Below are 22,538 nucleotides of genomic sequence, written 5' to 3' on the forward strand. Positions count from 1 at the left end.
CGGGGCGGGAGGGGCAGGCATGTCGGACAGGGTGGTGATCGTGGGCGCGGGGCAGGGGGGGCTGCAGGCCGCGGCCAGCCTGCGGCAGGAGGGCTTCGCGGGACCCATCACCCTGGTCGGGGACGAGCCGGGACTGCCCTACCAGCGCCCGCCGCTGAGCAAGGCCTACATGAAGGACGGCGACGAAAGCCGGCTGGCGCTGAAGCCCGCGTCCTTCTTCGAGACGGCCGGCATCGATTACCGCCCGGGCATCATCGTGGCCGCCATCGACCGGCCCGCCGGCGAGGTGGTGCTGGAGGATGGCGGGCGCATCCCCTTCGACCGCCTCGTGCTGGCGACCGGCGCGCGCAACCTGCGCCCGCCGCTGCCGGGCCTCGACCTGCCCGGCGTGCACGAGCTGCGGGGCCTGGCCGACGCCGCGCGGCTGCGCGCCATGGCCGAGGGCGTCAGCCGCGCGGCGGTGATCGGCGGCGGCTTCATCGGGCTCGAGTTCGCGGCCGTCGCCGCCGCGCGCGGCATCGAGGTCACGGTGATCGAGGCCGCCGACCGGCTGATGTCCCGCGCCGTGACGCCGCCCATGTCGCAGCGCTTTCTCGATTTCCACCGCGAGTCCGGGGTCGATGTTCGGCTGTCCTCGCTGGGCGCCGGGATCGCCGGGACATCCGCGGCCGAGGGCGTGGCGCTGGCCGACGGCCGGACGGTTCCCGCCGACCTCGTCCTGCTGGCCGCGGGCGTGCGCCCCAATGTCGAGCTTGCCGCCGAGGCGGGGCTGGCGGTCGCCAACGGCATCGTCGTGGACGGGCACCTGCGCACGAGCGACCCGCGCGTCTTCGCCATCGGCGATTGCGCCAACTTCCCGCTGCACGGCATCGCCACGCGTCTGGAATCGGTGCAGGCGGCGGTCGATCACGCCCGCCATGTCGCCCGCACGATCACCGGGGCCGAACAGCCGCCCTATGATGCGCTGCCCTGGTTCTGGTCGGACCAAGGGCCACTGAAGCTGCAGATCGCGGGGCTGTCCACCGGCTGGGACGACACCCATGTCCTGACCGACGCCAGTGGAGCGGTCGACACGGTGCTGGCCTTCCGCGACGGGCGGCTGATCGCGGTCGAGACGGTGAACCAGGCCGGGCGGCACATGGCGGCGCGCAAGCTGCTGGCGGGCGCGCCGGTCACCCGCGACCGGCTGCAGGGGTTGGACTGGGACCTGCGGGCGGCCTTGGCGGCCTAGACGCCGAGGTCCAGGATACGCGCCTCGGGGCAGGCCTCGCGCGCGAGGTCACAGACATGGCGGTGGTGGGTCAGGTAGATCACCTGGCCCGCCCGCGACATCTCGGCCAGCGCCCCCAGCGCCAGCCGCGTGCGGCTGTCGTCGAAGGTTTCCATGATGTCGTCGGCGATCACCGGCACCGGCCCGTGCGCCCCCGCCCATTCGTGGAACCCCGCGATCCGCAGCGCGAGGTAAAGCTGGAAGCGCGTGCCCTTGGACAGCGCCCCCGGCTCCTTTGAGCTGCCATCGGCCGCGACGGCGATCAGCCGCTCGGTCCCTTCGCCGGGCTGCGAGGTCAGGCTCCGGTAGGCGCCGCCCGTGATCGCGGCGAAGGCCTCCGAGGCGCGGGCCATCATCCCGCTGCGGTGGTGGTCGCGGTACGAGCGCAGCGCGTGGTCGGTGGCGATCACCCCCGCCCGCAGGCGCAGCCAGGCGCGGGCCTCGTCCTCGATCTCGATCAGCAGGGTGCGGCGGCGCGCCTCGATCAGCGCCACGCGGTCGTCCCCCGGCACCGCGTCCAGCGCGTGGCGGGCGGCGTAAAGCGCGGCGCGGGCGGCGTCCAGCCGCGCCTCGGTCTCGGCCTGTGCGTCCTCGGCCCGCACCAGCGCGGCGCGCAGCTCGTCGGGCGTGGTGCCGGACAGGCGGGCGCGCGCCTCGTCCAGCGAGGGAACCCCCAGCGCGCCCCGGATCTGCGCCCCCAGGCGCACGGCGCGGTCGCGCAGCTCGGCGCGGCGGGCGATGCGGGCCAGCGCCGCCTGCGCATGGGTCAGGTCGGGGGCGCCCAGGTGGGCGGTGATGGCCGCGGCCTCGGCGTCCAGCCGGGCGCGGCGCTGGGCCAGGGCATCGCGGGCAGCCTCGGCGCGGGCGAGATCCCCGGCCAGAGCGGCCCGGCGCTCGGCCGTGCGCCGGGCTTCGGCAAGGCGGGCGGCGGCGGCGGCATGGCGCGCGAGCGGGTCGCCGGGGGGCAGGTCCAGCGCGGCGGCCAGCGCCTCCACCGCCTCGGCGAAGCGGCGCTGGTCGTCCTGCATGGCCTCGGTGCGGTGGCGCAGGTCCTCGGCCACGGCCAGCGCCGCGCCCAGGTCGCGCAAGGGAGGAAGCAGGGCGCGCAGCCGGGCGGCATCGGGCGGGGCGTCCGACAGGAAGGTCGGCGCGCAGGCCTCGGCTAGGGCGCGCTGCCAGTCCTCCAGCGCGCGCCGCGCTGCCGCCTCGGCCTGCCGGCGGGTGGCCAGTTCCCGCGTCAGGCGCAGCCGTTCGGCCCGGCGCGCGGCCTCGGCCTCGCGGCGGTTCAGCAGGTGCTGGGCCTGGGCAGCGAGGGCACGCAGTTCGCTTTGGGGGATTTCGCCGGCGCTTTCCAGCCGGGCGCGCAAGGCGGCCTCGGCCTGCGCCGCCTCGGCATGGGCGCGGTCGGCGGCGCGGGTAGCCGTCCCGGCCTCGTCCGCCAGATCCAGCGCCCGTTCGCGTCGGGCCAGCCAGCCCGACAGGTCGGCCAGAGGGTCAGCCGGGTCGCGGCCGGGCAGGATCGCGCCCGCGCTGGCCGCCAGCGTCGCGCGCAGTTCCGCCAGGGCCGCCTCGGCCGTGGAAAGATCGTGCGCCGCGGCCGCGGCCAGTCGCGCCGCCGTCGCGGCATCCTCGCGCGCGCCGTGAAGCCGCCCGATGTCGGCGGCGCGGTCCAGTTGGGCGGAAACGGCGCTGTCATGCGCCTCCATCGCCTCGGCGAAGGCGCGGGCCGAGGCGGCATCCAGAGTCGCCAGATGCGCCTTCCAGGCCGTATCCCGGCGGGCGCGGCTGTCGGCCACCCGCTGCGGGTCGGCCGCGCCGATGCTGTCGGCCAGCCCGTCGCGTTCCGCCGCCCGCCGCCGCGCTTCTTCGGCCCGGTCGGCGGCGGCGCGCGCCGCCGTGTCCCGCGCGGCGGTGGCGGCATCGAGCCTGGCCGCCCATCCCGCCAGCCGTTCCGCCGATGGCACCTCCAGCGCCCGCAGCGCGCCCGGGTCGCCACTCCACGGCACAAGCCGCGCAAGCGCCGCATCCAGCCGGGCGGCGGCTTCGTCGGCCTTGGCCCGCGTCTCGTCGCGGCGTCCCGCCAGATCGGCGCGGCGCAGGGGCGCCAGCGCCTCGCGCAGCGCGGCCGCGCCCTCATCCTCGCCCTCGTCGTCCAAGGGCCCGCCCGCCGCCGCAAGCTCCTCCACCCGCGCCGCCACCTCGGCCCGGGCCGAGGCGAGCCGCGCGGACAACCCCTCATGCGCCGTCATCAGCTCGGCCAGCCGGTCGAGCGTCCCGGGGCCGACCGCAAGGGTCGCGGCATCGGCACCGGGCAGGACCTGGCGGCCCAGCGCCTCGATCCGCTGGCAGGCCCCGGCAAGCTCCTGCAGGCGGCGGGGCAGGTCGTCGCGGGCGGCGATCCAGCGCGCCTTCAGCTCCTCGTCGAAGCCCGCGGCCTCGGCCTGCGCAAGCGCCGCACCGTCCGGCACCAGCGCCGCCAGCGCGGTGGCCAGCGCCTGCCGCCGCTCGGTGTCCAGCGCGGCTTCGGTGCGCAGCGCCACCTCCTCGGCCAAGAGCCCGGCCACCCGCGCGGGCCAGTCCGGGGGCGCGTCCGGCAGCCCGTCCAGCGGCGCCAGTTCCGCGTCGATGGCGCCCCATTCGGCCAGCCAAGGCAGCGCCTCCAGCGCGGCCCTTGCAGCGTCGCGGGCGGCGGCGGCGCGGGCATGGGCTTCGGCCGCCGCGTCGCGCTCGGCCTCGGCCTTGTCGGCCGCGAGCCGCCGCGCGCGATGCTCGGCCGCCTGCACGTCCAGCGCCTTGCGCTCGGCCGCAAGCTCCTCCAGCCGGGCGCGCATGTCCTTGAGGGTGCCTTTCCGGGCGGATTTCCTGTAGAAGGCATCCGCCTCGGCCCGCAGGCCGTCCAGCCGGTCACCCAGTTCCGCCAGTCCCGCGCTGGCCGAAAACAGAAGCTGGCCCAGGTTGCCCCTGCTGGACAGGATCAGCTCGCCCCCGTCCTCCATCGTGCCCGCGTCCAGGGCGAACATGTCGGCGCAGTCCTTGCGCTCGATCCCCCCGAGCGCGGCACGCAGCACCCCGTCGGGCACGGGCCGCCCGGCCGGATCGACCAGCGAGTCGCGGGCCTTCTTGACGCGCACCACCTCGCGCGGGCCCTCGGCCAGGTCCAGCACGGCCCCGATCCGCATCGAGTCATAGGGATGCAGGAAATTGTAGCTGCTGCGCGCGTGGATGCCGAACAGCAGGTCCAGCCAGGCGTTCAGCAGGGTGGACTTGCCGGCCTCGTTCGGCCCGTGGACGATGTGCAGGTCGGGCCGGCCCGGTTCCGCCGCCCCGAAAACCAGGCTGCGGTCGGTGAAGCGCCCGTAGCGCGTCAGGTCCAGCCGGCGCAGCCGCATCAATCGGCGCCGTCCGCCCGGTCGGGGACAAGCCGCGCCACCACCTCGTCTGCCCCCTCGCGGGCGAGTTCGGCCAGCGTGCGGCCCAGTGCGCCCTCGTCCTCGCCGAAACCCGCGCGCAACTCGGGCGGAAGCTGCCCGATCAGTTCCTGCGCGGCGGCGGTCATGTCCGTGGCAAAGGCCTCCGAGTCCAGCACCTCGCCCGAGATCAGCCGCCGCAGCGCGACCAGGGGCGAGCCGTCGGCGGTCGGCGCCTCCTCCTCCCGCAGGGTGCATTCCGAGGTCAGCTTCTCGATCCAGACACGCCCGGTTGCCTCGGCCGCCGCCTGGGCCTCGGCCAGCAGCAGGTCCAGGTCGCGCCGGATGCGCCAGGCCAGCGGCGTGGCCCCGGTCAGCACCACCCGCGCCACCAGGTGCGGCGAGCGGGCCTTGCCGCGCGCCGTTTCCAGCGTCACGCGCAGGCATCGGACCAGCGCGGCCCAGTCCGCCACGCCCGTCGCATCCACGGGCACGGCGGCGAATTCGGCAAGGCTCGTCAGGCGGTCCTCGACGGTGATCGTGCGGTCGGGGGCGACGGTCACCAGCACGACGCCGCGCGGCCCGGCCTCGCCGATGTCGCGACCCTGCGGGATACCGGGCATGACGACCTGCGTGCGTCCCACCACCTGCCGCGAGGGCTTGTGGATATGCCCCAGCGCCCAGTAGTCGAAGCCCGAGCGTCCCAGGTCGGCGGGCGTCACGGGGGCATAGGGGTCGTGGCCCGGTGCGCCGCCCAGGCTGGTGTGCATCAGTCCGATGTTGACCGCCTCCGATACCGGCGGCCGGTAGTCGCCCAGCAGGCAGGCCTCGGCCCGGGGCTCGCGGAAGCTGAGCCCGTGCAGGACGACCGGGACTGCGCCCGGCGGGCGCTGCAGCGGCACGGCCTCGGCGCGGTGGGCATAGACATGGGTCGAGGGCGGCAGCACCAGTTCCCGCGTGATCCGCGACAGGGCGTCGTGGTTGCCCCGGATGATGTGGACCGCGACGCCCGCCTGATCCAGCCGCTCCAACTGCTGCGCCAGGAAGCGCGCCGTGGTCATCGAGGTCTGGTCGCCGTCATACAGGTCGCCCGCCAGCAGCAGCGCGTCCACCCGCTCGGCCAGGCACAGGTCCACGATGGCGGCGAAGGCCTGCCGGGTCGCGGTCCCGATCAGTTCCGCCACCTCGGGCGCCCGCAGCGCCAGCGAGCGCAGCGGCGAGTCCAGGTGGATGTCGGCGGCATGGACGAAGCGGAAGCTCATGGTCACGGATTGTTCCGCGGCGCGGGGCGGAGTGCAAGCGGAGACGCAGCACCGGGGGCTTCGCGCCCCCGGAACCCCCGCGGGATATTTCCGCGAAGAAGAAAAAACTGAAGGCCCGGTTGCCCGGAACGGCGCTGAAGCCGGCCCTGTCCGCGCCGGCCATCATGCGCCAAGGCAGGGCTTCTTCTTTGCCCAAATATCCCGGGGGAGCCGGCGTCAGCCGGCGGGGGCAGCGCCCCCTTCTTCAGTCCAGCAGGTCCGTCACCGCCGCCTGCCCGGGCAGTTCCACTTCGATCACCCACAGGTCGGGGTCGGCGGCACGCCTGCGGGCGATGGCGGCGTCGATGTCGCGCGCCGTCCCCTCGGCCTGCCGCACCCAGGCACGGCGATCGGCGGAAAGGTCGTATTCCTGCGCCCAGAGTTCGACTGTCCCGCCGGGGCGGACCACGCTGACCGCCAGCGCGCCCGCCGTGTCGTCGCCGCGATGGACGACATAGGCCGCGCGCCCTTCCAGGTCCGCCCGCCGCAGCAGCGCGGCGACGCGCAGGCCGGCGGTCAGGCGCGGCTCCATCAGTTCCCGTCGCGGAAGTCGAGGCCCATCTCGGTGTAGCGCTCGGCCTCGTCCAGCCAGTTCTCGCGCAGCGCCACGCGCAGGAACAGGTGGACCGGGCGACCCATGAACTCGATCAGCTCCTCGCGCGCGGCGCGACTAACGGCCTTGATCGTCTCGCCGCTCTTGCCCAGCACGATCCCCTTGTGGCCGGCGCGGCTGACATAGACCACCTGGTCAATGCGGGCGGACCCGTCCTGGCGTTCTTCCCAGTTCTCGGTTTCCACCGTCAGCTGGTAGGGGATTTCCTCGTGCAGCCGCAGGGTCAGCTTCTCGCGCGTGATCTCGGCGGCGATCATCCGCATCGGCAGATCGGCGATCTGGTCCTCGGGGTAAAGCCACGGACCTTCCGGCACCTCGGCGGCCAGCCAAGCCAGCAGGTCGTCGGTCCCGTGCCCCCTCTCGGCCGAGATCATGAAGGTGCGGACGAAGGGAAAGGCCTCGTTCATCTTCTGTGACAGGGCCAGCAGCTCCTCGGCCTTCACCCGGTCGATCTTGTTGATCGCCAGCGCCACCGGATGCCCGCCCGCCTTTTCGCTGAGCGCGTCGAGGATCGCCTGCACCCCGTCCGTCAGCCCGCGATGCGCCTCGATCAGCAGCACGACAATGTCGGCGTCCGCCGCTCCACCCCAGGCTGCTGCCACCATGGACCGATCGAGCCTGCGGCGCGGCCGGAAGATGCCGGGCGTGTCCACGAAGACGATCTGGCTTTGCCCGTGCATGGCGATGCCGCGGATGCGGGCGCGGGTCGTCTGCACCTTGTGGGTCACGATCGAGACCTTGGCCCCGACCATCCGGTTCAGCAGGGTGGATTTCCCGGCGTTGGGCTCGCCGATCAGGGCGACGAAGCCCGCGCGGGTGGGTCCTTCGGGCGCCTGTTCGGGGGCGGTGTCGTTCTCGGTCATGGGGTATCCCCGATCTGGTCCAGCATCGCGCCGGCGGCGGCCTGCTCGATGCTGCGTTTCGTGCCGGTGCCGCTGGCCTCGGCCTGCCGGCCGTCGTCCAGCCGCACGATGATGCGGAAATGCGGCGCATGGTCGGGGCCCGACCGGTCCGCCACCTCGTAGGAGGGCGGACCCATGCCCTTGGCCTGCGCCCATTCCTGAAGCGTGGTCTTGGGGTTGAAGGCGGCCTCCTCGGCGCCCGCGATCCGCGCGCCCCAGAGGCGCAGGATCATCGCCCGCGCGGCTTCGAAGCCCGCGTCGAGATAGACGGCGGCGATCACCGCCTCCATCGCGTCGCCCAGCAGCGCGTCCTTGCGCCGCCCGCCGGTCATCATCTCGGACCGGCCGAGCTTCAGCACCTCGCCCAGGCCGATCTGGCGGGCGATCTCGGCGCAGGTCTCGCCGCGGACAAGAGCGTTGAGGCGCGGCGCAAGCTGACCCTCGGTCGCGCCCCGGTCGGCCTTCAGCAGCGCCTCGGCGATGGTCAGGCCCAGCACGCGGTCGCCCAGGAATTCCAGCCGCTGGTTGTCGGGCCGCGTGGCCGAGGACAGGCTGCCATGGGTTAGCGCGCGCACCAGCAGCGCGGGGTCGGCGAAGTGGTGACCCAGCCGCGCCGAGAAGGCGGCAAGCTCGGCCGAGAGCTTCACCGCGCCACCTCAGTGGACCCCATGGAAGAACCGGTCCGGCCGCCAGGTCCAGAAATACAAGAGCGAGCTGCCCGCGGACGAGAAGATCACCCGGTCGGCGCGGCCGATCAGGAACTCGGCCGGCACAAAGCCCAGGCCCCCTGCGATGGCGGGCACGCGGCTGTCTTCGGAATTGTCGCGGTTGTCGCCCATGAAGAAATAGCTGCCCTCGGGCACCGTGAAGACAGGCGTGTTGTCCAGCGGCCAGTCGTTCACGATATTCAGAACGTCATGGCTGCGTCCTTCGGGCAGGGTCTCGGTGAAGCGCTCGTTCTCGCAGGGGCCGCCCTCGGGCACGGGCTCGTTGGTGCAGCGGGGCAGGGTGCGGGCGGGGCCCTGCGGCAGCTTGGGTTCCACGAAGGTGCCGTTGGGCGTCTGCGGCACGGGCTGGCCGTTCAGGATCAGCTGGCCGTCGCGCACCTGCACCGTATCGCCCGGCAGGCCGATGACGCGCTTGATGAAATCGACGCCCCGCGTCGGATGGCGGAAGACCACCACGTCGCCGCGCTCGGGCTCGGACCCCAGGATGCGGCCCTCGATGGGGCAAAGCGCGAAGGGGCAGGAGTAGCGCGAATAACCGTAGGCCATCTTGTTGACGAACAGGAAGTCGCCGATCAGCAGCGTGTCCTTCATCGACCCCGAGGGGATCCAGAAGGGCTGGAAGAACAGCGTGCGGAACACGCCCGCGATGACCAGCGCCCAGAAGACGGTCTTCACCGTTTCCCAGATGCCGCCTTCCTTTGTCGCGGTCTTGGTGCGGGCCATGCTTTCTCTCGTCCAATGGCGGATCGCCGGTTCTTGGGCGCGCGAGGCGGCGGAAGTCAAGGCAAAGCGCGTCCCGCGCGCATCAGCGTGAACGGGGCCGCGAGAGTCAGGTGTCCTCGGGCAGGGCCTCGATCACCACGAAGGCCTGCGCCCAGGGGTGGTCGTCGGTCAGCGTCACATGGACATGGGCCCGGTGCCCGGGCGGCGTCATGGCCGCCAGCCGCTCGGCCGCCCAGCCAGTCAGCGCCATGGTCGGCTGGCCTGAGGCGAGATTGTCCACCGCCATGTCCCGCCAGGCGATGCCCATGGCCAGCCCCGTGCCCAGCGCCTTGCTGCAAGCCTCTTTCGCGGCCCAGCGCTTGGCCAGCGTCCCCGCCTCATGCGCCCGCCGCGCGGCCCGCGCCAGTTCGCGTTCGGTGAAGACCCGGTTGCGGAACCGGTCGCCGTGGCGGTCGAGCACGCCCGCGATCCGGTCGATGTTGCAGAGATCGGTGCCGATGCCGAGGATCATGGGGCCATGCCAGCGCGCGCCGCGTCCATGCGCGCGCGCATTTCCCGGATCGCAGGCCCGAGACCCACGAACAGCGCTTCCGAGATCAGGAAATGGCCGATGTTCAGCTCGCGGACCTCGGGCAGGGCGACGATGGGGCCCACGGTGTCGAAGGTCAGGCCGTGGCCGGCGTGGACCTCCAGCCCCAGCGAGGCCGCGAGGCGCGCGCCTTCCGCCAGACCGGCCAGTTCCGCGTCGCGGGCGGCGTGGTTCCCCTCGGTGTCGAGGTCGCAATAGGCGCCGGTGTGCAGTTCGACCACGGCCGCGCCGATGCGGGCGGCGGCCTCGATCTGGCGGGGGTCGTGGCCGATGAACAGCGACACGCGGCTGCCTGCCTCGCGCAGGGGGGCGATGAACTCGGCCAGGCGCTGCTCGTCGCCCGCGACGTCGAGGCCGCCCTCGGTCGTCCGCTCTTCGCGCTTTTCGGGAACGATGCAGACGGCGTGGGGACGGTGGCGCAGGGCGATGGCCTGCATCTCGGCCGTTGCGGCCATTTCCAGGTTCAAGGGGACGTGCAGCCTGTCGGACAGGCGCGCGATGTCGGCGTCCGAGATATGGCGGCGGTCTTCCCGCAGATGGGCGGTGATGCCGTCGGCACCGGCCTCCTGCGCCAGAAGGGCGGCGCGCAGGGGATCGGGCCAGGGGGTGCCGCGCGCGTTCCGCACGGTGGCCACATGGTCGATGTTGACGCCCAGTCGCAGCATGACGGCTTTTCCCCTTGGTTCCCGCGCCCGAGCCTAGCGGCCCGTGCCGCCCGAGGGTAGCCCCGCGATGGTGGCGGTGGCGCGGACCCACCAGCCGGGCCGTGCGGCGGCGATCGCATCGGCGGCACGGGCTGCCGCACCGGCATCGGCGAAGATGCCGAAGCAGGTCGCGCCCGAGCCGGACATCCGCGCCAGCCCCGCCCCCTGCGCGGCCAGGGCGGCCAAGCAGTCGGCGATCACCGGGCGCAGGCCCAGGGCGGGCGCTTGCAGGTCGTTGCGGGTGGCGGCGAGCCAATCCACCAGCGCCGCGGCGTCGGCCAGCAGGGGCAGGTCGGGCAGGGGGGCGTTGTCGCGCCGGTCCAGCGCGGCAAAGACGGCGGGGGTCGGGGTTTCCACGCGCGGGTTCACCAGCACCAGATGCAGATCCGGCAGACCGACGGGCGTGATCTCCTCGCCCACGCCCTTCATCCGCAGGGGGCGGCTGAGCAGGCAGGCGGGCAGGTCGGCGCCAAGCGTCTCGGGGCGTTCCGGCGCGGCGCCCAGCGCGCGCAGGACGGCGGCCGCGTCCGCCGTGCCGCCGCCGATGCCCGAGGCGGGCGGCAGGTGCTTGTCCAGCGTGACCGTTGCCGCGGCCCCCACGTGGCGCAGGGCACGCAGGCACAGGTTGTCCTCGCCCGCCGGCACGGCATCGGCGAAGGGGCCGGTGACGGTCAGCGCGGCGGGCCCCGGCGCGACCGTGACCCGGTCGCCTAAAGCGGTGAAGACCACCAGCGAATCGAGCAGGTGATAGCCGTCCGCCCGCCGTCCCGTGACATGCAGGGCCAGGTTGATCTTGGCGGGCGCGGGCTCGTGGCGGATCATGAGGGCGGAAGGCGCCTCAGGGCCTTGGCGGAACGTCGCCCCCGGGCGCCTCGGCGGTGGCCGCGGGTTCCGGTTCGGGCAGGCCGAAGCCGCCGGGCAGCTTGCCGCCGTTCTTCCGCTCGGCCTCCAGCACGGCGTCCAGACCGACGTTCAGCTTGGCGCGGATGCGGTCCACGTCCGTGTCGGTGTCCTCGGGCTTGTAAAGGCTCAGCGCCCGCTTCCACTGGATCTCGGCCTCGCGCTTGCGGCCGACCATCCAGTAGATGTCGCCCATGTGGTCGTTGACCAGGCTGTCGTCGGACATGACGGCGACGGCGCGCTCCATCGGGGCCACGGCATCGGCATAGCGGCCCAGCCGGTAATAGGCCCAGGCCAGGGAATCGAGAATATAGCCGTCGTCGGGGCGCAGCTCGACCGCGCGCTCGATCAGCCTGAGGCCCTCGTCCAGCCGCACGTTCCGGTCCACCCAGGAATAGCCGAGATAGTTCAGGATCGGCGCCTGGTCGGGCTGAAGTTCCAGCGCGGCCTGGAAATCGGCGTCGGCGCTGTCGAACTGGCCCGAGCGTTCCTTGGCGATGCCGCGCGCATAAAGCGGGAACCAGGTCGCCTGCGGGTCCTCGCCCTCCTTCAGGATCTCGAGCGCGCGGTCATAAACCGGCACGGCCTCGGCGAACTTGTCGCGCTGGCGCAGCACGTCGCCCAAGGCGACCCAGGCCTGGGCATAGGCGGGATAGGCGTCGGCCAATGCGCGTGCGGCGGATTCGGCGTCCTCCATCCGGTCGGCGCGCGCGAGCGAATCGATGCGCACCAGCTCGGCCGCCGGGCGCATCTGGCCCGCCTCGCGCAGGGCGTCGAACTCGCCCTCGGCCAGGTCGAACTGGCCGGCCGATTGCAGAAGCTGGGCGATCAGCAGCCGCGCATCCGGCATCTCGGGGTCGAGATGCTGCCCGAGCCGCGCATAGATCAGCGCCAGCGGGTCGGTTTCCTCGCCCCCCATGAGCGCGCCCGCGAAGGTCACCAGGACCTGCGCCAGCCCTTCGCGTGCATTGCGGATCACGTCAAAGGGCAGCGTCTCGCCCGCCTGGAGCCTGCGGCGCAGGTCGAGCAGCGCGGGCTCGTTCTCGATCGCCTCGAGCCCGTCGAGCATGGCGATCGCATCGTCGTTGCGTTCCAGTTGCGACAGCACCTGGGCGCGCGCCAGCACCCCCTGCAGGTGCGAGGAGGCTTCGGGGCTTTCCAGCGCCGAAGCCGCCCCCTCGTAGTCGCCGACACTGGCGCGGGCGAGCGCAAGCTGGAAGCCCGCGATCCCTGCCGCGCCCTCGCCCTGGCCCATCTGCTCGAAGATGGCGAAGGCTTCCGAGGCGCGGCCCGCGCCCATCAGCGCCCAGGCGCGGAAAAGGCCGTCCAGCAGCGGGCCGCCGGCGGTGGGGGCGGGGCCCGCCTGATCCAGCATGGCCAGCACGCCCGCCCAGTCCTCGCGCCGGGCCAGGTCGACGCGGCGCAGCAGCGCGACCAGCTCGGTCTCGGCACGCTCGGTCTGGGCCAGGCGGTTGGCCAGGTCCACCGCACGGTCGATCTCTCCGGCCGAGATCATCGAAACCAAGGCCCCGTCCTGGAGGAAGGCCTCTCCGGGGTCCGCCGCCACCGCCTCGCCGAAATAGCGCGCGGCAGCCGGGAAATTGCTGTCGGCGGCGGCCTGGCGCGCGGCGAGATAAGCCCCGGCGAGGCCCCGGACCGGCGCAGGCCGTGCCCCCTGGCGCTTGTCGGCGTCGGGCGCCTGCGCGTCAGGGGTTCCGGTCTGCGCCTGCGCCCAGCGCAGGCCGGCCGCGTCTCCGGCCGGCGCAAGGCCGGTCCGGGCATGGACAGGGGGGGCGGTCGAGATCAGCGCGGCGGCGATCGCCAGGCTCAGGATGGGCTTCATCGAACGGCAATGCCCCGCAGCACAGGTTGACACATGACGCGCGACCCTAGACGGGGACGCGCCCGGCGGCAACGCCGGGCGGCCCGGGACGCGTCACATGTTGGGGTAGTTCGGCCCATCGCCGCCCTGGGGCGTGGTCCAGACGATGTTCTGCGACGGGTCCTTGATGTCGCAGGTCTTGCAGTGGACGCAGTTCTGGAAGTTGATCACGAAGCGCGCGCCTTCCGGCACCGACTTGTCCTCGACCACCTCGTAGACCCCGGCCGGGCAATAGCGCTGCGCGGGTTCCGCGTAGATCGGCAGGTTCACCCGGATCGGGACGGTGGGGTCCTTCAGCTTCAGGTGGCAGGGCTGGCTTTCCTCGTGGTTGGTGAAGGAAAAGGCCACGTTGGTCAGCCGGTCGAAGCTGAGCTTGCCGTCGGGCTTCGGATAGTCGATCGGACGATAGTTCTTCGCGGGCCGGGTCGCGGCGGCGTCGGTCTTGCCGTGCTTCCAGGTCCGCAGGATGTTGCGGTTGAAGAGGCTGGCCACCCACATGTCCATGCCGCCCAGCGCGAGGCTGCCGACCATGCCGGTGCGCGACCAGGCCGGCTTGACGTTGCGCACGCGCTTGAGGTCCCGCGCGATCAGGCCGGACCGCACGTCGGCCTCGTAGTCCACCAGCTCGTCGCCCTCGCGCCCTGCCGCGATGGCGGCGGCGGCGGCCTCGGCCGCGGCGATGCCCGACAGCATGGCGTTGTGGTTGCCCTTGATGCGGGGGACGTTGACCATGCCCGCCGAGCAGCCCAGCAGCAGCGCGCCGGGCACGGTCAGCTTGGGCAGCGACTGCCAGCCGCCCTCGGAAATCGCGCGGGCGCCATAGGCCACGCGCTTGCCGCCTTCCAGCAGCTCGGCCACCATCGGGTGGTGCTTGAAGCGCTGGAACTCGGCATAGGGGTAAAGATACGGGTTCTCGTAGTTCAGGTGGACCACGAAGCCGATGAACACCTGGTTGTTCTCGGCGTGGTAGATGAAGGACCCGCCGCCCGCGTTCTTGCCAAGGGGCCAGCCCATCGTGTGGACGACGGTGCCTTCCTTGTGCTTGGCCGGGTCGATCTCCCAGATCTCCTTCATGCCGATGCCGAACTTCTGCGGCTCGTGCCCGGCGGACAGGTCGTATTTCTCGATCAGCTGCTTGGCGAGCGACCCGCGCACCCCTTCGGCGATCATCACGTACTTGCCGCGCAACTCCATGCCCGGCTCGTAGGAGGGACCGGGGGTGCCGTCGGGTTCCTTGCCCATCTCGCCCGCAACGACGCCCGCCACGCGGTCGCCGTCCATGACCAGCTCGCTTGCCGCCATGCCGGGGAAGATTTCCACGCCCAGCCCTTCGGCCTGCTCGGCCAGCCAGCGGCAGACATTGCCCATGCTGACGATGTAGTTGCCGTGGTTCGACATCAGCCGCGGCATCGGCCAGTTCGGGATGCGCACCGAGCCCGCCGGGCCGAGAACCACGAAGCTGTCCGAGGTCACGGCCGTCTTCACCGGCGCGCCCTTGTCCTTCCAGTCGGGGATCAGCGCGTTCAGGCCCACCGGGTCCAGCACCGCGCCCGACAGGATGTGCGCCCCGACCTCGGAGCCCTTTTCCAGCACGACCACGTTCAGGTCCGGGTCGATCTGCTTCAGGCGGATCGCCGCCGACAGGCCCGCGGGCCCCGCGCCGACGATCACCACGTCGAATTCCATCGATTCGCGTTCGATCGTGCTCATGGCTGGGCCCCCTCTGGCGTGGCTGGATCGCGGGTTTGCATCGACATAAGGGGGTTTGCCCCCTTGCACAACATGACGTGACGTGCATTGCCACGCGGGCGGGGCGCTTGCGTCGGCGGGTCGGCCGGGGCACGATGCGGCCTGCATCTGACGACGCCCCCGCCCCCCGGCCGGGGGCGTTTGCACACGAGGAAGCGATGGAAAAGATACCGATGACCCGCGCGGGGTTCGACCAGCTCGACCTCGAGCTGCGCGACCTGAAGGCGGTCGAGCGTCCCGCCGTGATCCGCGCCATCGCCGAGGCGCGCGAGCATGGCGACCTGTCCGAGAACGCCGAATACCATGCCGCACGGGAAAAGCAGTCCTTCATCGAGGGCCGGATCAAGGAACTCGAGATGATCATCTCGCGCGCCGAGGTGATCGACCCCGCCAAGCTGTCGGGCAGCGTCAAGTTCGGGGCCAAGGTCACCGTCGTGGACGAGGACACCGACGAGGAAAAGACCTTCCAACTCGTGGGCGAACAGGAGGCGGACCTGGAACGCGGCCTGCTGAACGTCCGCTCGCCCCTGGCCCGCGCGCTGATCGGCAAGGACGAGGGCGACAGCGTCGAGGTGACGACGCCGGGCGGGCTGAAATCCTACGAGATCCTGTCGATCCGCTATGAATGACGTGACCGAACGGCTGCGCCGGCTGACCGAGGGCCGCGACCCGGCGGCGCTGGTGGGACTTGCGGCATCCGCCGCCTGGGTGGCCCTGGTGCTGCTGTTCTGGCTCCTGGGGCCCGAAGGCTCGCCCGCCTCGGGCCTGGGCCGTCTTCTGGCCCTGGCGGGCGTCATCCTGCCGCTGGCGCTGATCTGGATGGCCGTGGGACTGGCCCGCGCCATCGAGGAGCTGCGGACCGAGGCCGCGCTGCTGCGCGCCCGCATGGACATGCTGCGCGGGTCCGAGGGCGAGCCCGAGCGCCCGAACGCCCGTCCGGCCGCCGAGCCGCGCCCGAGGGCCGAGCCGCGGCCCGCAGCCCAGGCCCGGCCCGCCGCAGCCGCGCGTGCGCCTGCAACCCGCCCGGCCGCCCCGCGCCAGAGCGACCTGCCGCTCGAGCCCCCGCCGCCGCCGGTGCAGGCCGAGCCCGCCACGCTGATCATCGCGCTGAACTTCCCCGACGGGCCGGACGACCACGAGACCATCTCGGCGCTGCGGACCGCGCTGGCCGACCCCGAGGCCGCAAAGGTCATCCGCGCCGCCCAGGACATCGTCACGCTGCTGGCGCAGCAGGGGGTCTATACCGACGACCTGCGGGCCTCGGTGGCCTCCGCCACGCCCTGGCGGCGCTTGATCGCGGGCCAGCGCGGCCCGGCCCTGGCGGACCTGGCCGCCGCCGATGCCGATGGGGCCGAGGCCATCGCGCGGGCGATGCGCGGCGACGAGGTCTTCCGCGACGCGGCGCAGCACTTCATGCGCCAGTTCGACCGGACGCTTGCGCGATCGGCCGAGGAGCTGGGCGACGAGGGGATCCTTGCCCTGGCCTCGACCCGCTCGGGCCGGGCCTTCGCCCTTCTGGCGCAGGTCATGGGGATGTTCGGCTGAGCCACTTGCCTTGGGCCGCGCGCCCGCTAAAGCTGCGGCCCGCAACAGTCCCGGAACCCTTGGCATGACGCAGCTTTCCCGGCCCGCGCCGACGACCGGGCGCGCGGAATCGCCCTCGGTCGCGCGGTCCTTCCGCACGGGCTTCCTGCAGGCGCTGCCCTTCCTGCTGGTGCTGGTGCCCTTTGCGCTGCTCTTCGGGGTGGTGGCGACGGCCGCCGGGCTGGACCTTGCGCAGACCATGGGCTTCTCGGTCCTGGTGCTGGCGGGCGCGTCGCAGTTCAGCGCGGTGCAGCTGCTCAGCGATCACGCGCCGGTGCTGGTGGTGCTGGCCTCGTCCCTGGCGATCAACCTCAGGATGGCGATGTATTCGGCCTCGCTGACGCCCTGGCTGGGGCGTGCGCCGGCCTGGCAGCGGGCGCTGATCGCCTATGTGCTGATCGACCAGACCTACGGCATGGCGATCCAGCGGTTCGAGCGCCAGCCCCGCCTGACCGTCCCCGAGCGCGTGGCCTATCTTGCGGGGGCGACGCCGGTGCTGTGCCTGCCCTGGATGCTGTTCACCTATGTGGGCGCCACGGCCGGGCAGATGATCCCGGCCGCCTGGCCGCTGGATTTCGCGGTGCCGATCACCTTTCTGGCCATGACCGCGCCGATGATGCGGACACTGCCCCATGTCGTGGCGGCGCTGGTGGCGGTCCTGTCTGCGCTGGTCCTGTCGGACCTTCCCTCGGGGACGGGCGTGCTGATCGCGGCGCCCCTTGGCATGGCCGCGGGCGCCGGGGCCGAGGCCTGGCAGTCCCGCCGCCGCATTCGAAGGAACGGATGATGGCGGGTTATTCCGACGCGACGATCTGGCTGGTGATCCTGGCGCTGGGGATCGGCACCTATCTGATCCGCTGGTCCTTCCTGGGGGCCGTGGGCGACCGGGCGGTTCCCGACTGGGCGCAGCGGGTGCTGCGCTATACCGCGGTCTCGGTGCTGCCCGCGCTGATCGCGCCCCTGGTGATGTGGCCTGCCGCGACGGACGGCCAGCCCGATCCCGTGCGGCTTTCCTCGGCCGCGGCGACCCTGGTGGTGGGGCTCTGGTCCGGCAGCACGCTGTCCGCGATCCTGGCAGGCGGGGTGGTGCTGGGACTGGGCACCTGGCTGGCCTGACGCGGGGCGCCGCAAGCGCTCCGTCGTCCGGCCTCGGATATTCCGGGAAAGCCGAAGGCGGCGGCAGGGCCCCCGTCCGTCCTCAGCCCGGCGCGCGCACGAGGTGGCCGTCGCGGTAGCCCTCGACCGAGCCGTCCTTCTGGCGCAGCAGCACGTCATGGTTGTTGGCCGGGTCGCCGTCCTGGTGGCGCTTGGACTGGACCCCCGGCAGGGTCAGGAACCATTGCCGCAGCTTCAGCGGGCTGTAGCCGTCCGGCGCGCCCTCGAAGCCCGGCACGCTCTGCAGTGCCTGGCCGCTGTTGACCGCGCAATAGCTTTTCGGGGACGCCCCCTGGGCCTCGACCGCGCGGATGGCGGCGTCCGCCACCTCGCGGCTGACGTAGACGGTGTCCTCGGCGACCCAGTAGGTCGAGCGCGCGTGGTAGTCGATGTAGAAGCGCTTGAAGTTGTCGGTGATCCCGTAAAGCACGTCGTTGCGCTCGGGGATCTGCGGATGTTCCCAGCTGCCCGCGGGGTCGTAGATCACCCGCTGGCTGCCGTTGATCATCAGCGCCGAATGGCCGCCTTCGCCGCGCGGGATGCCGATCACGGTGAACAGCGTGATCGAGGGCGGCTCGTTCGACACGAAGCGCGCCCGGCGCAGGGCCTCGTCGTCGGCCCAGCGCGGCTCGGCGCAGGCCGCAAGCGCGGCAGTCAGCGAAAGCGCCAGAAAGGCGCGCCTTTGCATCGGCATGATGTCACGTTCCCTCGCGCCGCCCCCTTCGTCGGAGGGTCGGCCGGTATCAATCAGGCGTTGGCCAGGGCCAGGAAGATCAGGACCACCACGACCCCGACCGCGAACCAGGTCATCAGGCGGACGAAGCCGTCGAAGGTGCGCTGGTGGTCGGTCACGTCCATCGCGCCATGCTCGTGATGAGCAACGGCATGATCCTGGTGATGGGCGGAGTGCTGCGTGTGCGTCGTGGCCATCTGTCGTCTTGTCCCCTGGTCGCGGCGTTCGGTCCTGTTCCGGGCATCGCTAGCGGAAAGCGCAGGCGCTGTCACGCCCTCCACAACACGCCGCCCTGCGCGTCGGTGCCCACCGGCCACGCCTGCCCGCGCGCCTGCAGGGCGTTCAGGTGCGCCACCGCCTCGACCAGGGCGAGACCGTATTCCCCGTCCCCGATCCGCCGCCCGAACAGCAGGTCGAAGCAGCCCACGGCGGTGCGGGGCGACTGCGCCAGCGCCCTGGCCAGCCGGCGCAGGGCCGATTCGTGGTTCTCGGCCAGCTGCGCCAGACGCTGCGGCAGGCCGGTGAAGGGCAGCTTGTGCCCCGGCAGGACAAGGTGGCGTTCCTCGGCCCGCGCGGCCATCCGGGCGCAGCTGTCCAGCCAGTCGCCGACGGGGTCCGCCCCCGGCTCGGTCGGATAGACGCCGAGGTTGGGCGAGATGCCGGGCAGGAGCTGGTCGCCCCCGATCACCAGATTGTCGCTGTCCGACCACAAGGTCAGGTGCTCGGCCGCGTGACCCTCGCCCGTCACGACCGTCCAGCCCCGGCCGCCCAGGCGCAGCGCCTGGCCGTCACGGAGGCGGCGATAGCCGAGGGGCAGGGGATGGACCACGTCGGCGGTGTTCCAGGGCCGTTCGGCCGCGCGCTGCGCGAGGCGGTCCTCGTCCATTCCCGCGCGGCGCCAGAAGTCGATCTGCTGCGGCGTGGCGCGTTCCTGCACGTCCAGCGCCAGCATCCGCGCGAACAGCCAGGCCGTGCGGCTGGTCCAAAGCTCGGCCCCGTGCTGTTCGACGAACCAGCCCGCAAGGCCGATGTGGTCGGGATGCTGGTGCGTCGCCAGCACCCGCGCGACGGGCGCCCCCGCCAGCGGTCCCGAAAGCAGGCGCCGCCAGATCGCGCGCGTGCGGTTCGTGTCGAAGCCCGTGTCCACGACCGTCCAGCCGTCGGCGTCGGCCAGGGCATAGGCGTTGACATGGTCCAGCCGCATCGGCAGCGGCAGGCGCATCCAGAGGACACCTTCCGCCACCTCGACCGCCTCGCCCTGGGGCGGAGGCTCGGGCCAGGGGTGGCGGATGCCCTCGGGACGCGGTGCAGCCGTCATGCGGCCCCGGCGAAGGCCGCGTCGGGCAGGGCGTCGAGGTCGGCCCAGCCCGCCCGCGCTTCGGCAAGGTCGCCGGCGTTGCGGGGCAGGACGCGGGTCACGAAGATGCTGGCCAGCCGCTTGCGCGCCTCGTCGCCCTTGCGGGCGGCGATCAGGTGGTAATGCGCGCCCAGCACGCGGGCGAAGGCGTTCAGGTAGGGCATGGCGCCCGCCAGCCGGTCGGTCTGGCCCGACTCGATCATCGTGACGGTGGCCTCGCGCAGCGTCTCGGCCGCGTCCCAGACCGCGCGGGCCAGGTCCGGCATCTCGCCCTGGGCGGCCTTGGCGCCGTCCATGATCTCGTCCAGCAGGCGGAAGGCCATCTCGCCCCCGTCGGACATCTTGCGCAGCACGAGGTCGATGGCCTGGATGCCGTTCGTGCCCTCGTAGATCGGGGTGATGCGGACATCGCGCAGATACTGGGCCGCGCCGGTTTCCTCGATATAGCCCATGCCGCCGTGGACCTGCACGCCCATGTCGGCCACGCGGCAGCCGACGTCGGTGCCGTAGGACTTGGCGATGGGCGTAAGGAACGCCGCCCGGGCCGTGCATTCCGGGTCGCTTGTGGCGGTCGCCAGGTCAAGCGCCTGCGCGCAGGCCAGCCCGATGGCGCGGGCGGCAAAGACTTCGGCCCGGCCGCAGGCCAGCATCCGGCGCACGTCGGGGTGCCGGGCGATGGAGCCCATCTGCGCCCGCTCGCCCGCATAGGCGGCGGCCTGCTGCAGCGCGGCTTCGGCCACGGCCACGCCCTGCATCCCCACGCCCAGCCGCGCCGCGTTCATCATGGTGAACATCGCGGCCATGCCCTTGTGTTCCCCGCCGACCAGCCAGCCCCTGGCCCCCTCGAAGCTCATCACGCAGGTGGGCGAGCCGTGGATGCCCATCTTGTGTTCCAGCGACACGACCTTGAGGCTGTTGGCGACACCCGGCCTGCCGTTCTCGTCGGGCAGGTATTTCGGCACCATGAACAGGCTGATCCCGCGCGTCCCCCTGGCCCCGTCGGGCAGGCGCGCCAGCACCAGGTGGCAGGTGTTCTCGTTCACGTCGCTGTCGCCCCAGGTGATGAAGATCTTCTGCCCGGTGATGCGATAGGTGCCCTCGCCGTCCGGCTCGGCCCGCGTGGACAGCGCGCCCACGTCCGACCCGGCCTGCGGCTCGGTCAGGTTCATGGTGCCGTTCCATTCGCCCGAGATCAGCTTGGGCAGGTAAAGCTGCTTCATCGCCTCGTCGGCGTGGTGCTGCAGCGCCTCGATCTGGCCCTGCGTCAGCAGCGGGTTCAGCTGCAGCGCAAGGCAGGCGCCCGCCATCATCTCGCTGACGGCGACGTTCAGGGTCTGGGGCAGGCCCGCGCCGCCATGCTCGGGATCGGCCGACAGCCCGATCCAGCCGCCCTCGGCGATGGCCGCGAAGCCCTCGGCATAGCCGGGCGACGAGCGGACCGCGCCGTTTTCCAGCCGGGCAGGCGTCAGGTCGCCGTTGCGGTTCAGGGGCGCCAGCACCTCGGTCGCCATGCGGCCGGCTTCGGACAGGATCGCGGCCACGGTGTCGGGCGTCGCCTCGGCGAACCGTGCGGTTGCGGCGACGGGCGCCAGCGGCACGACCGATTGCAGGATAAAGGCGATGTCCTCGACCGGCGCGCGATAGGCCATGTGCTGTTCCCCTGTGACAGCGCGGGCGTTGCATTCCGCCGCCCGGCGCGTATTTCCCATGCTGGCCTCGCAGGTTAACTCTCGCCCGGCCCGCCGCAACCCCGCAGAGGCGCAATGACCAGCCATTCCACCCTGACCTTGCGTCCCGATCCCGACGGCATCGCCCGGGCCGCCCGCCTGCTGGCCCAGGGACAGGCCGTCGCCCTGCCCACCGAGACGGTCTACGGCCTTGCCGCCGACGCCCGGAACGGCGAGGCGGTGGCGCGCATCTACGAGGCCAAGGGCCGTCCCGCCTTCAATCCGCTGATCGTGCATCTGGCCGACGCCGAAGCCGCCGCGCGGATCGGCGTGTTCGACGAGGACGCGCTGCGGCTGGCGCGGGCCTTCTGGCCAGGGCCCCTGACGCTGGTGGTGCCGCTGCGGGACGACGCCGGGATCGCGGGGATCGTGACGGCGGGCCTGGACAGCGTGGGGCTGCGGGTGCCCGCGCATCCCGTGGCCCATGCGCTGCTGCGGGCCTTCGACGGGTCGCTGGCCGCGCCTTCGGCGAATCGCTCGGGGCGGATCAGCCCGACGACGGCCGCGCATGTGCTGGACCCGGACGGAGGCCTTTCGGGGCGGATCGCGGCGGTGGTCGACGGCGGCGCCTGCCCGGTCGGGGTGGAATCGACCATCGTCGGCTGGCGCGAGGGCGAGCCCCTGCTGCTGCGTCCGGGCGGGGTTCCCGCCGAGGCCATCGAGGCCGTGCTGGGCCGCCCGCTTGGGCGCGGCGCCGACCTCGCCGCCCCCGACGCGCCGGGGCAGTTGTCCAGCCACTATGCCCCCGCCGCCTCTGTCCGGCTGGACGCGGCCGAGGCGCAGCCGGGCGAGACGCTGATCGGCTTCGGCCCCGTCGCGGGCGATCTGAGCCTGTCGGCCTCGGGCGACCTGACGGAGGCCGCCGCGCGCCTGTTCGACACCCTGCGGGCCGCCGATCGGCTGGGGCGGCCCATCGCGGTCGCGCCGGTTCCACGCCACGGGCTGGGGCTGGCGATCAACGACCGCCTTGCCCGCGCCGCCGCGCCGCGCTGAGCGGTTGCCCCCTTGGCCCCGCGCCCTTAGCCTCGCCCCATGACCGCCGACCCGACCTGGAAGGGGATGCCCCTCGACGCCGAGACCGCCCTGGCGCTGCTGGAATGGCAGCGCGAGATGGGCGTGGACGAGCCGATCGGGGACGCGCCGGTGGACCGCTATGCCGAGCCGCTGCGCCCGCCCGGCGCTGCGCCCGGGCCGGCCCCTGCCGCGCCCCCGCC

At 72.7% G+C, this 22,538-nt stretch carries 21 protein-coding genes and 1 pseudogene; 7 read left to right on the top strand and 15 right to left on the bottom strand.

What is annotated here, in order from left to right; translation table 11 throughout:
* Positions 1-19 precede the first annotated feature (19 nt).
* Positions 20-1,231, top strand: a complete 1,212-nt coding sequence (locus tag CK240_RS11030; RefSeq protein ID WP_095640397.1) for an NAD(P)/FAD-dependent oxidoreductase — start codon at positions 20-22, stop codon at positions 1,229-1,231.
* Here CK240_RS11030 and CK240_RS11035 read toward each other — a convergent pair.
* From CK240_RS11035 to CK240_RS11085, 11 genes are all read right to left on the bottom strand, one after another.
* A complete protein-coding gene (locus tag CK240_RS11035) occupies positions 1,228-4,659 on the bottom strand; it encodes a YhaN family protein (protein ID WP_095640398.1) in 3,432 nt (1,143 codons plus the stop codon). The genes CK240_RS11030 and CK240_RS11035 overlap by 4 nt on opposite strands.
* On the bottom strand, positions 4,659-5,939 hold the full coding sequence (locus CK240_RS11040; RefSeq protein WP_095640399.1) for a metallophosphoesterase family protein: 1,281 nt from the start codon (positions 5,937-5,939) through the stop codon (positions 4,659-4,661). Before CK240_RS11040 ends, CK240_RS11035 begins: the two co-directional genes overlap by 1 nt.
* A 244-nt stretch (positions 5,940-6,183) precedes the next feature.
* Positions 6,184-6,510 (bottom strand): DUF1491 family protein, encoded by a 327-nt coding sequence (locus CK240_RS11045; RefSeq protein WP_240517383.1) that lies wholly within the window; start codon positions 6,508-6,510, stop codon positions 6,184-6,186.
* Positions 6,510-7,454: a GTPase Era gene (gene era / locus CK240_RS11050; protein WP_095640401.1), complete on the bottom strand. Its 945-nt coding sequence runs from the start codon at positions 7,452-7,454 to the stop codon at positions 6,510-6,512. Before era ends, CK240_RS11045 begins: the two co-directional genes overlap by 1 nt.
* Positions 7,451-8,140, bottom strand: coding sequence for a ribonuclease III (gene rnc, locus CK240_RS11055; RefSeq protein WP_095640402.1), 690 nt, complete (start codon positions 8,138-8,140; stop codon positions 7,451-7,453). Before rnc ends, era begins: the two co-directional genes overlap by 4 nt.
* A gap of 9 nt (positions 8,141-8,149) precedes the next feature.
* Positions 8,150-8,944 (bottom strand): signal peptidase I, encoded by a 795-nt coding sequence (lepB, locus tag CK240_RS11060; RefSeq protein WP_095640403.1) that lies wholly within the window; start codon positions 8,942-8,944, stop codon positions 8,150-8,152.
* A 106-nt stretch (positions 8,945-9,050) separates the two neighbouring features.
* Positions 9,051-9,455 (bottom strand): holo-ACP synthase, encoded by a 405-nt coding sequence (gene acpS / locus CK240_RS11065; RefSeq protein ID WP_095640404.1) that lies wholly within the window; start codon positions 9,453-9,455, stop codon positions 9,051-9,053.
* On the bottom strand, positions 9,452-10,198 hold the full coding sequence (locus CK240_RS11070; RefSeq protein ID WP_095640405.1) for a pyridoxine 5'-phosphate synthase: 747 nt from the start codon (positions 10,196-10,198) through the stop codon (positions 9,452-9,454). The genes acpS and CK240_RS11070 overlap by 4 nt, the downstream gene beginning before the upstream one ends.
* Before the next feature lie 33 nt (positions 10,199-10,231).
* A complete protein-coding gene (locus CK240_RS11075) occupies positions 10,232-11,059 on the bottom strand; it encodes a 4-(cytidine 5'-diphospho)-2-C-methyl-D-erythritol kinase (protein WP_095640406.1) in 828 nt (275 codons plus the stop codon).
* A 16-nt stretch (positions 11,060-11,075) separates the two neighbouring features.
* Positions 11,076-12,980 carry a tetratricopeptide repeat protein gene (locus CK240_RS11080; RefSeq protein ID WP_095640407.1) on the bottom strand — a complete coding sequence of 635 codons (1,905 nt, stop codon included), beginning with the start codon at positions 12,978-12,980 and terminating at the stop codon, positions 11,076-11,078.
* Positions 12,981-13,073: 93 nt separating this feature from the next.
* Positions 13,074-14,729, bottom strand: a complete 1,656-nt coding sequence (locus CK240_RS11085; RefSeq protein WP_095640408.1) for an electron transfer flavoprotein-ubiquinone oxidoreductase — start codon at positions 14,727-14,729, stop codon at positions 13,074-13,076.
* 197 nt (positions 14,730-14,926) lie between these two features.
* Here CK240_RS11085 and greA point away from each other — a divergent pair, with 197 nt between their 5' ends.
* The 4 genes from greA to CK240_RS11105 all read left to right on the top strand — a co-directional run bounded on the left by greA (position 14,927) and on the right by CK240_RS11105 (position 17,468).
* Positions 14,927-15,397, top strand: a complete 471-nt coding sequence (gene greA, locus CK240_RS11090; protein WP_095640409.1) for a transcription elongation factor GreA — start codon at positions 14,927-14,929, stop codon at positions 15,395-15,397.
* A complete protein-coding gene (locus CK240_RS11095; RefSeq protein ID WP_135058823.1) occupies positions 15,390-16,313 on the top strand; it encodes a hypothetical protein in 924 nt (307 codons plus the stop codon). Before greA ends, CK240_RS11095 begins: the two co-directional genes overlap by 8 nt.
* A 64-nt stretch (positions 16,314-16,377) precedes the next feature.
* Positions 16,378-17,139 carry an AzlC family ABC transporter permease gene (locus CK240_RS11100; protein ID WP_095640411.1) on the top strand — a complete coding sequence of 254 codons (762 nt, stop codon included), beginning with the start codon at positions 16,378-16,380 and terminating at the stop codon, positions 17,137-17,139.
* Positions 17,139-17,468 (top strand): AzlD domain-containing protein, encoded by a 330-nt coding sequence (locus tag CK240_RS11105; protein WP_095640412.1) that lies wholly within the window; start codon positions 17,139-17,141, stop codon positions 17,466-17,468. Before CK240_RS11100 ends, CK240_RS11105 begins: the two co-directional genes overlap by 1 nt.
* Positions 17,469-17,550: 82 nt before the next feature.
* On the opposite strand, the gene CK240_RS11110 is transcribed toward CK240_RS11105, so the two are convergent.
* From CK240_RS11110 to CK240_RS11125, 4 genes are all read right to left on the bottom strand, one after another.
* Positions 17,551-18,201 (bottom strand): hypothetical protein, encoded by a 651-nt coding sequence (locus CK240_RS11110; protein ID WP_420818625.1) that lies wholly within the window; start codon positions 18,199-18,201, stop codon positions 17,551-17,553.
* Positions 18,202-18,254: 53 nt separating this feature from the next.
* On the bottom strand, positions 18,255-18,437 hold the full coding sequence (locus CK240_RS19455; protein ID WP_095640413.1) for an aa3-type cytochrome c oxidase subunit IV: 183 nt from the start codon (positions 18,435-18,437) through the stop codon (positions 18,255-18,257).
* 71 nt (positions 18,438-18,508) lie between these two features.
* Complete coding sequence (locus tag CK240_RS11120) at positions 18,509-19,558, bottom strand: MBL fold metallo-hydrolase (RefSeq protein WP_095640414.1); 1,050 nt, start codon at positions 19,556-19,558, stop codon at positions 18,509-18,511.
* Entirely contained in the window at positions 19,555-21,246 is a 1,692-nt protein-coding gene (locus tag CK240_RS11125; RefSeq protein WP_095640415.1) for an acyl-CoA dehydrogenase, read from the bottom strand. Before CK240_RS11125 ends, CK240_RS11120 begins: the two co-directional genes overlap by 4 nt.
* 114 nt (positions 21,247-21,360) lie before the next feature.
* On the opposite strand from CK240_RS11125, the gene CK240_RS11130 reads away from it, so the two are divergent.
* Together CK240_RS11130 and CK240_RS11135 are read left to right on the top strand one after the other, a co-directional pair.
* The gene (locus CK240_RS11130; protein ID WP_095640416.1) at positions 21,361-22,317 is read left to right on the top strand and encodes an L-threonylcarbamoyladenylate synthase; all 957 of its coding nucleotides are present in this window, start codon (positions 21,361-21,363) and stop codon (positions 22,315-22,317) included.
* Positions 22,318-22,356: 39 nt separating this feature from the next.
* Positions 22,357-22,538, top strand: a pseudogene (locus CK240_RS11135) (uracil-DNA glycosylase); the annotation flags it as partial.

The organism is Paracoccus salipaludis, from assembly GCF_002287065.1.
Taxonomy (GTDB): domain Bacteria; phylum Pseudomonadota; class Alphaproteobacteria; order Rhodobacterales; family Rhodobacteraceae; genus Paracoccus; species Paracoccus salipaludis.

Bases quoted from the DNA above. Each gene is read 5' to 3' on its own strand.
- CK240_RS11030 (WP_095640397.1), top strand. From the start codon at position 20: ATGTCGGACAGGGTGGTGATCGTGGGCGCGGGGCAGGGGGGGCTGCAG.
- CK240_RS11035 (WP_095640398.1), bottom strand. From the start codon at position 4,659: ATGCGGCTGCGCCGGCTGGACCTGACGCGCTACGGGCGCTTCACCGAC.
- CK240_RS11040 (WP_095640399.1), bottom strand. From the start codon at position 5,939: ATGAGCTTCCGCTTCGTCCATGCCGCCGACATCCACCTGGACTCGCCG.
- CK240_RS11045 (WP_240517383.1), bottom strand. From the start codon at position 6,510: ATGGAGCCGCGCCTGACCGCCGGCCTGCGCGTCGCCGCGCTGCTGCGG.
- era (WP_095640401.1), bottom strand. From the start codon at position 7,454: ATGACCGAGAACGACACCGCCCCCGAACAGGCGCCCGAAGGACCCACC.
- lepB (WP_095640403.1), bottom strand. From the start codon at position 8,944: ATGGCCCGCACCAAGACCGCGACAAAGGAAGGCGGCATCTGGGAAACG.
- acpS (WP_095640404.1), bottom strand. From the start codon at position 9,455: ATGATCCTCGGCATCGGCACCGATCTCTGCAACATCGACCGGATCGCG.
- CK240_RS11070 (WP_095640405.1), bottom strand. From the start codon at position 10,198: ATGCTGCGACTGGGCGTCAACATCGACCATGTGGCCACCGTGCGGAAC.
- CK240_RS11075 (WP_095640406.1), bottom strand. From the start codon at position 11,059: ATGATCCGCCACGAGCCCGCGCCCGCCAAGATCAACCTGGCCCTGCAT.
- CK240_RS11080 (WP_095640407.1), bottom strand. From the start codon at position 12,980: ATGAAGCCCATCCTGAGCCTGGCGATCGCCGCCGCGCTGATCTCGACC.
- CK240_RS11085 (WP_095640408.1), bottom strand. From the start codon at position 14,729: ATGAGCACGATCGAACGCGAATCGATGGAATTCGACGTGGTGATCGTC.
- greA (WP_095640409.1), top strand. From the start codon at position 14,927: ATGGAAAAGATACCGATGACCCGCGCGGGGTTCGACCAGCTCGACCTC.
- CK240_RS11095 (WP_135058823.1), top strand. From the start codon at position 15,390: ATGAATGACGTGACCGAACGGCTGCGCCGGCTGACCGAGGGCCGCGAC.
- CK240_RS11100 (WP_095640411.1), top strand. From the start codon at position 16,378: ATGACGCAGCTTTCCCGGCCCGCGCCGACGACCGGGCGCGCGGAATCG.
- CK240_RS11105 (WP_095640412.1), top strand. From the start codon at position 17,139: ATGGCGGGTTATTCCGACGCGACGATCTGGCTGGTGATCCTGGCGCTG.
- CK240_RS11110 (WP_420818625.1), bottom strand. From the start codon at position 18,201: ATGCCGATGCAAAGGCGCGCCTTTCTGGCGCTTTCGCTGACTGCCGCG.
- CK240_RS19455 (WP_095640413.1), bottom strand. From the start codon at position 18,437: ATGGCCACGACGCACACGCAGCACTCCGCCCATCACCAGGATCATGCC.
- CK240_RS11120 (WP_095640414.1), bottom strand. From the start codon at position 19,558: ATGACGGCTGCACCGCGTCCCGAGGGCATCCGCCACCCCTGGCCCGAG.
- CK240_RS11125 (WP_095640415.1), bottom strand. From the start codon at position 21,246: ATGGCCTATCGCGCGCCGGTCGAGGACATCGCCTTTATCCTGCAATCG.
- CK240_RS11130 (WP_095640416.1), top strand. From the start codon at position 21,361: ATGACCAGCCATTCCACCCTGACCTTGCGTCCCGATCCCGACGGCATC.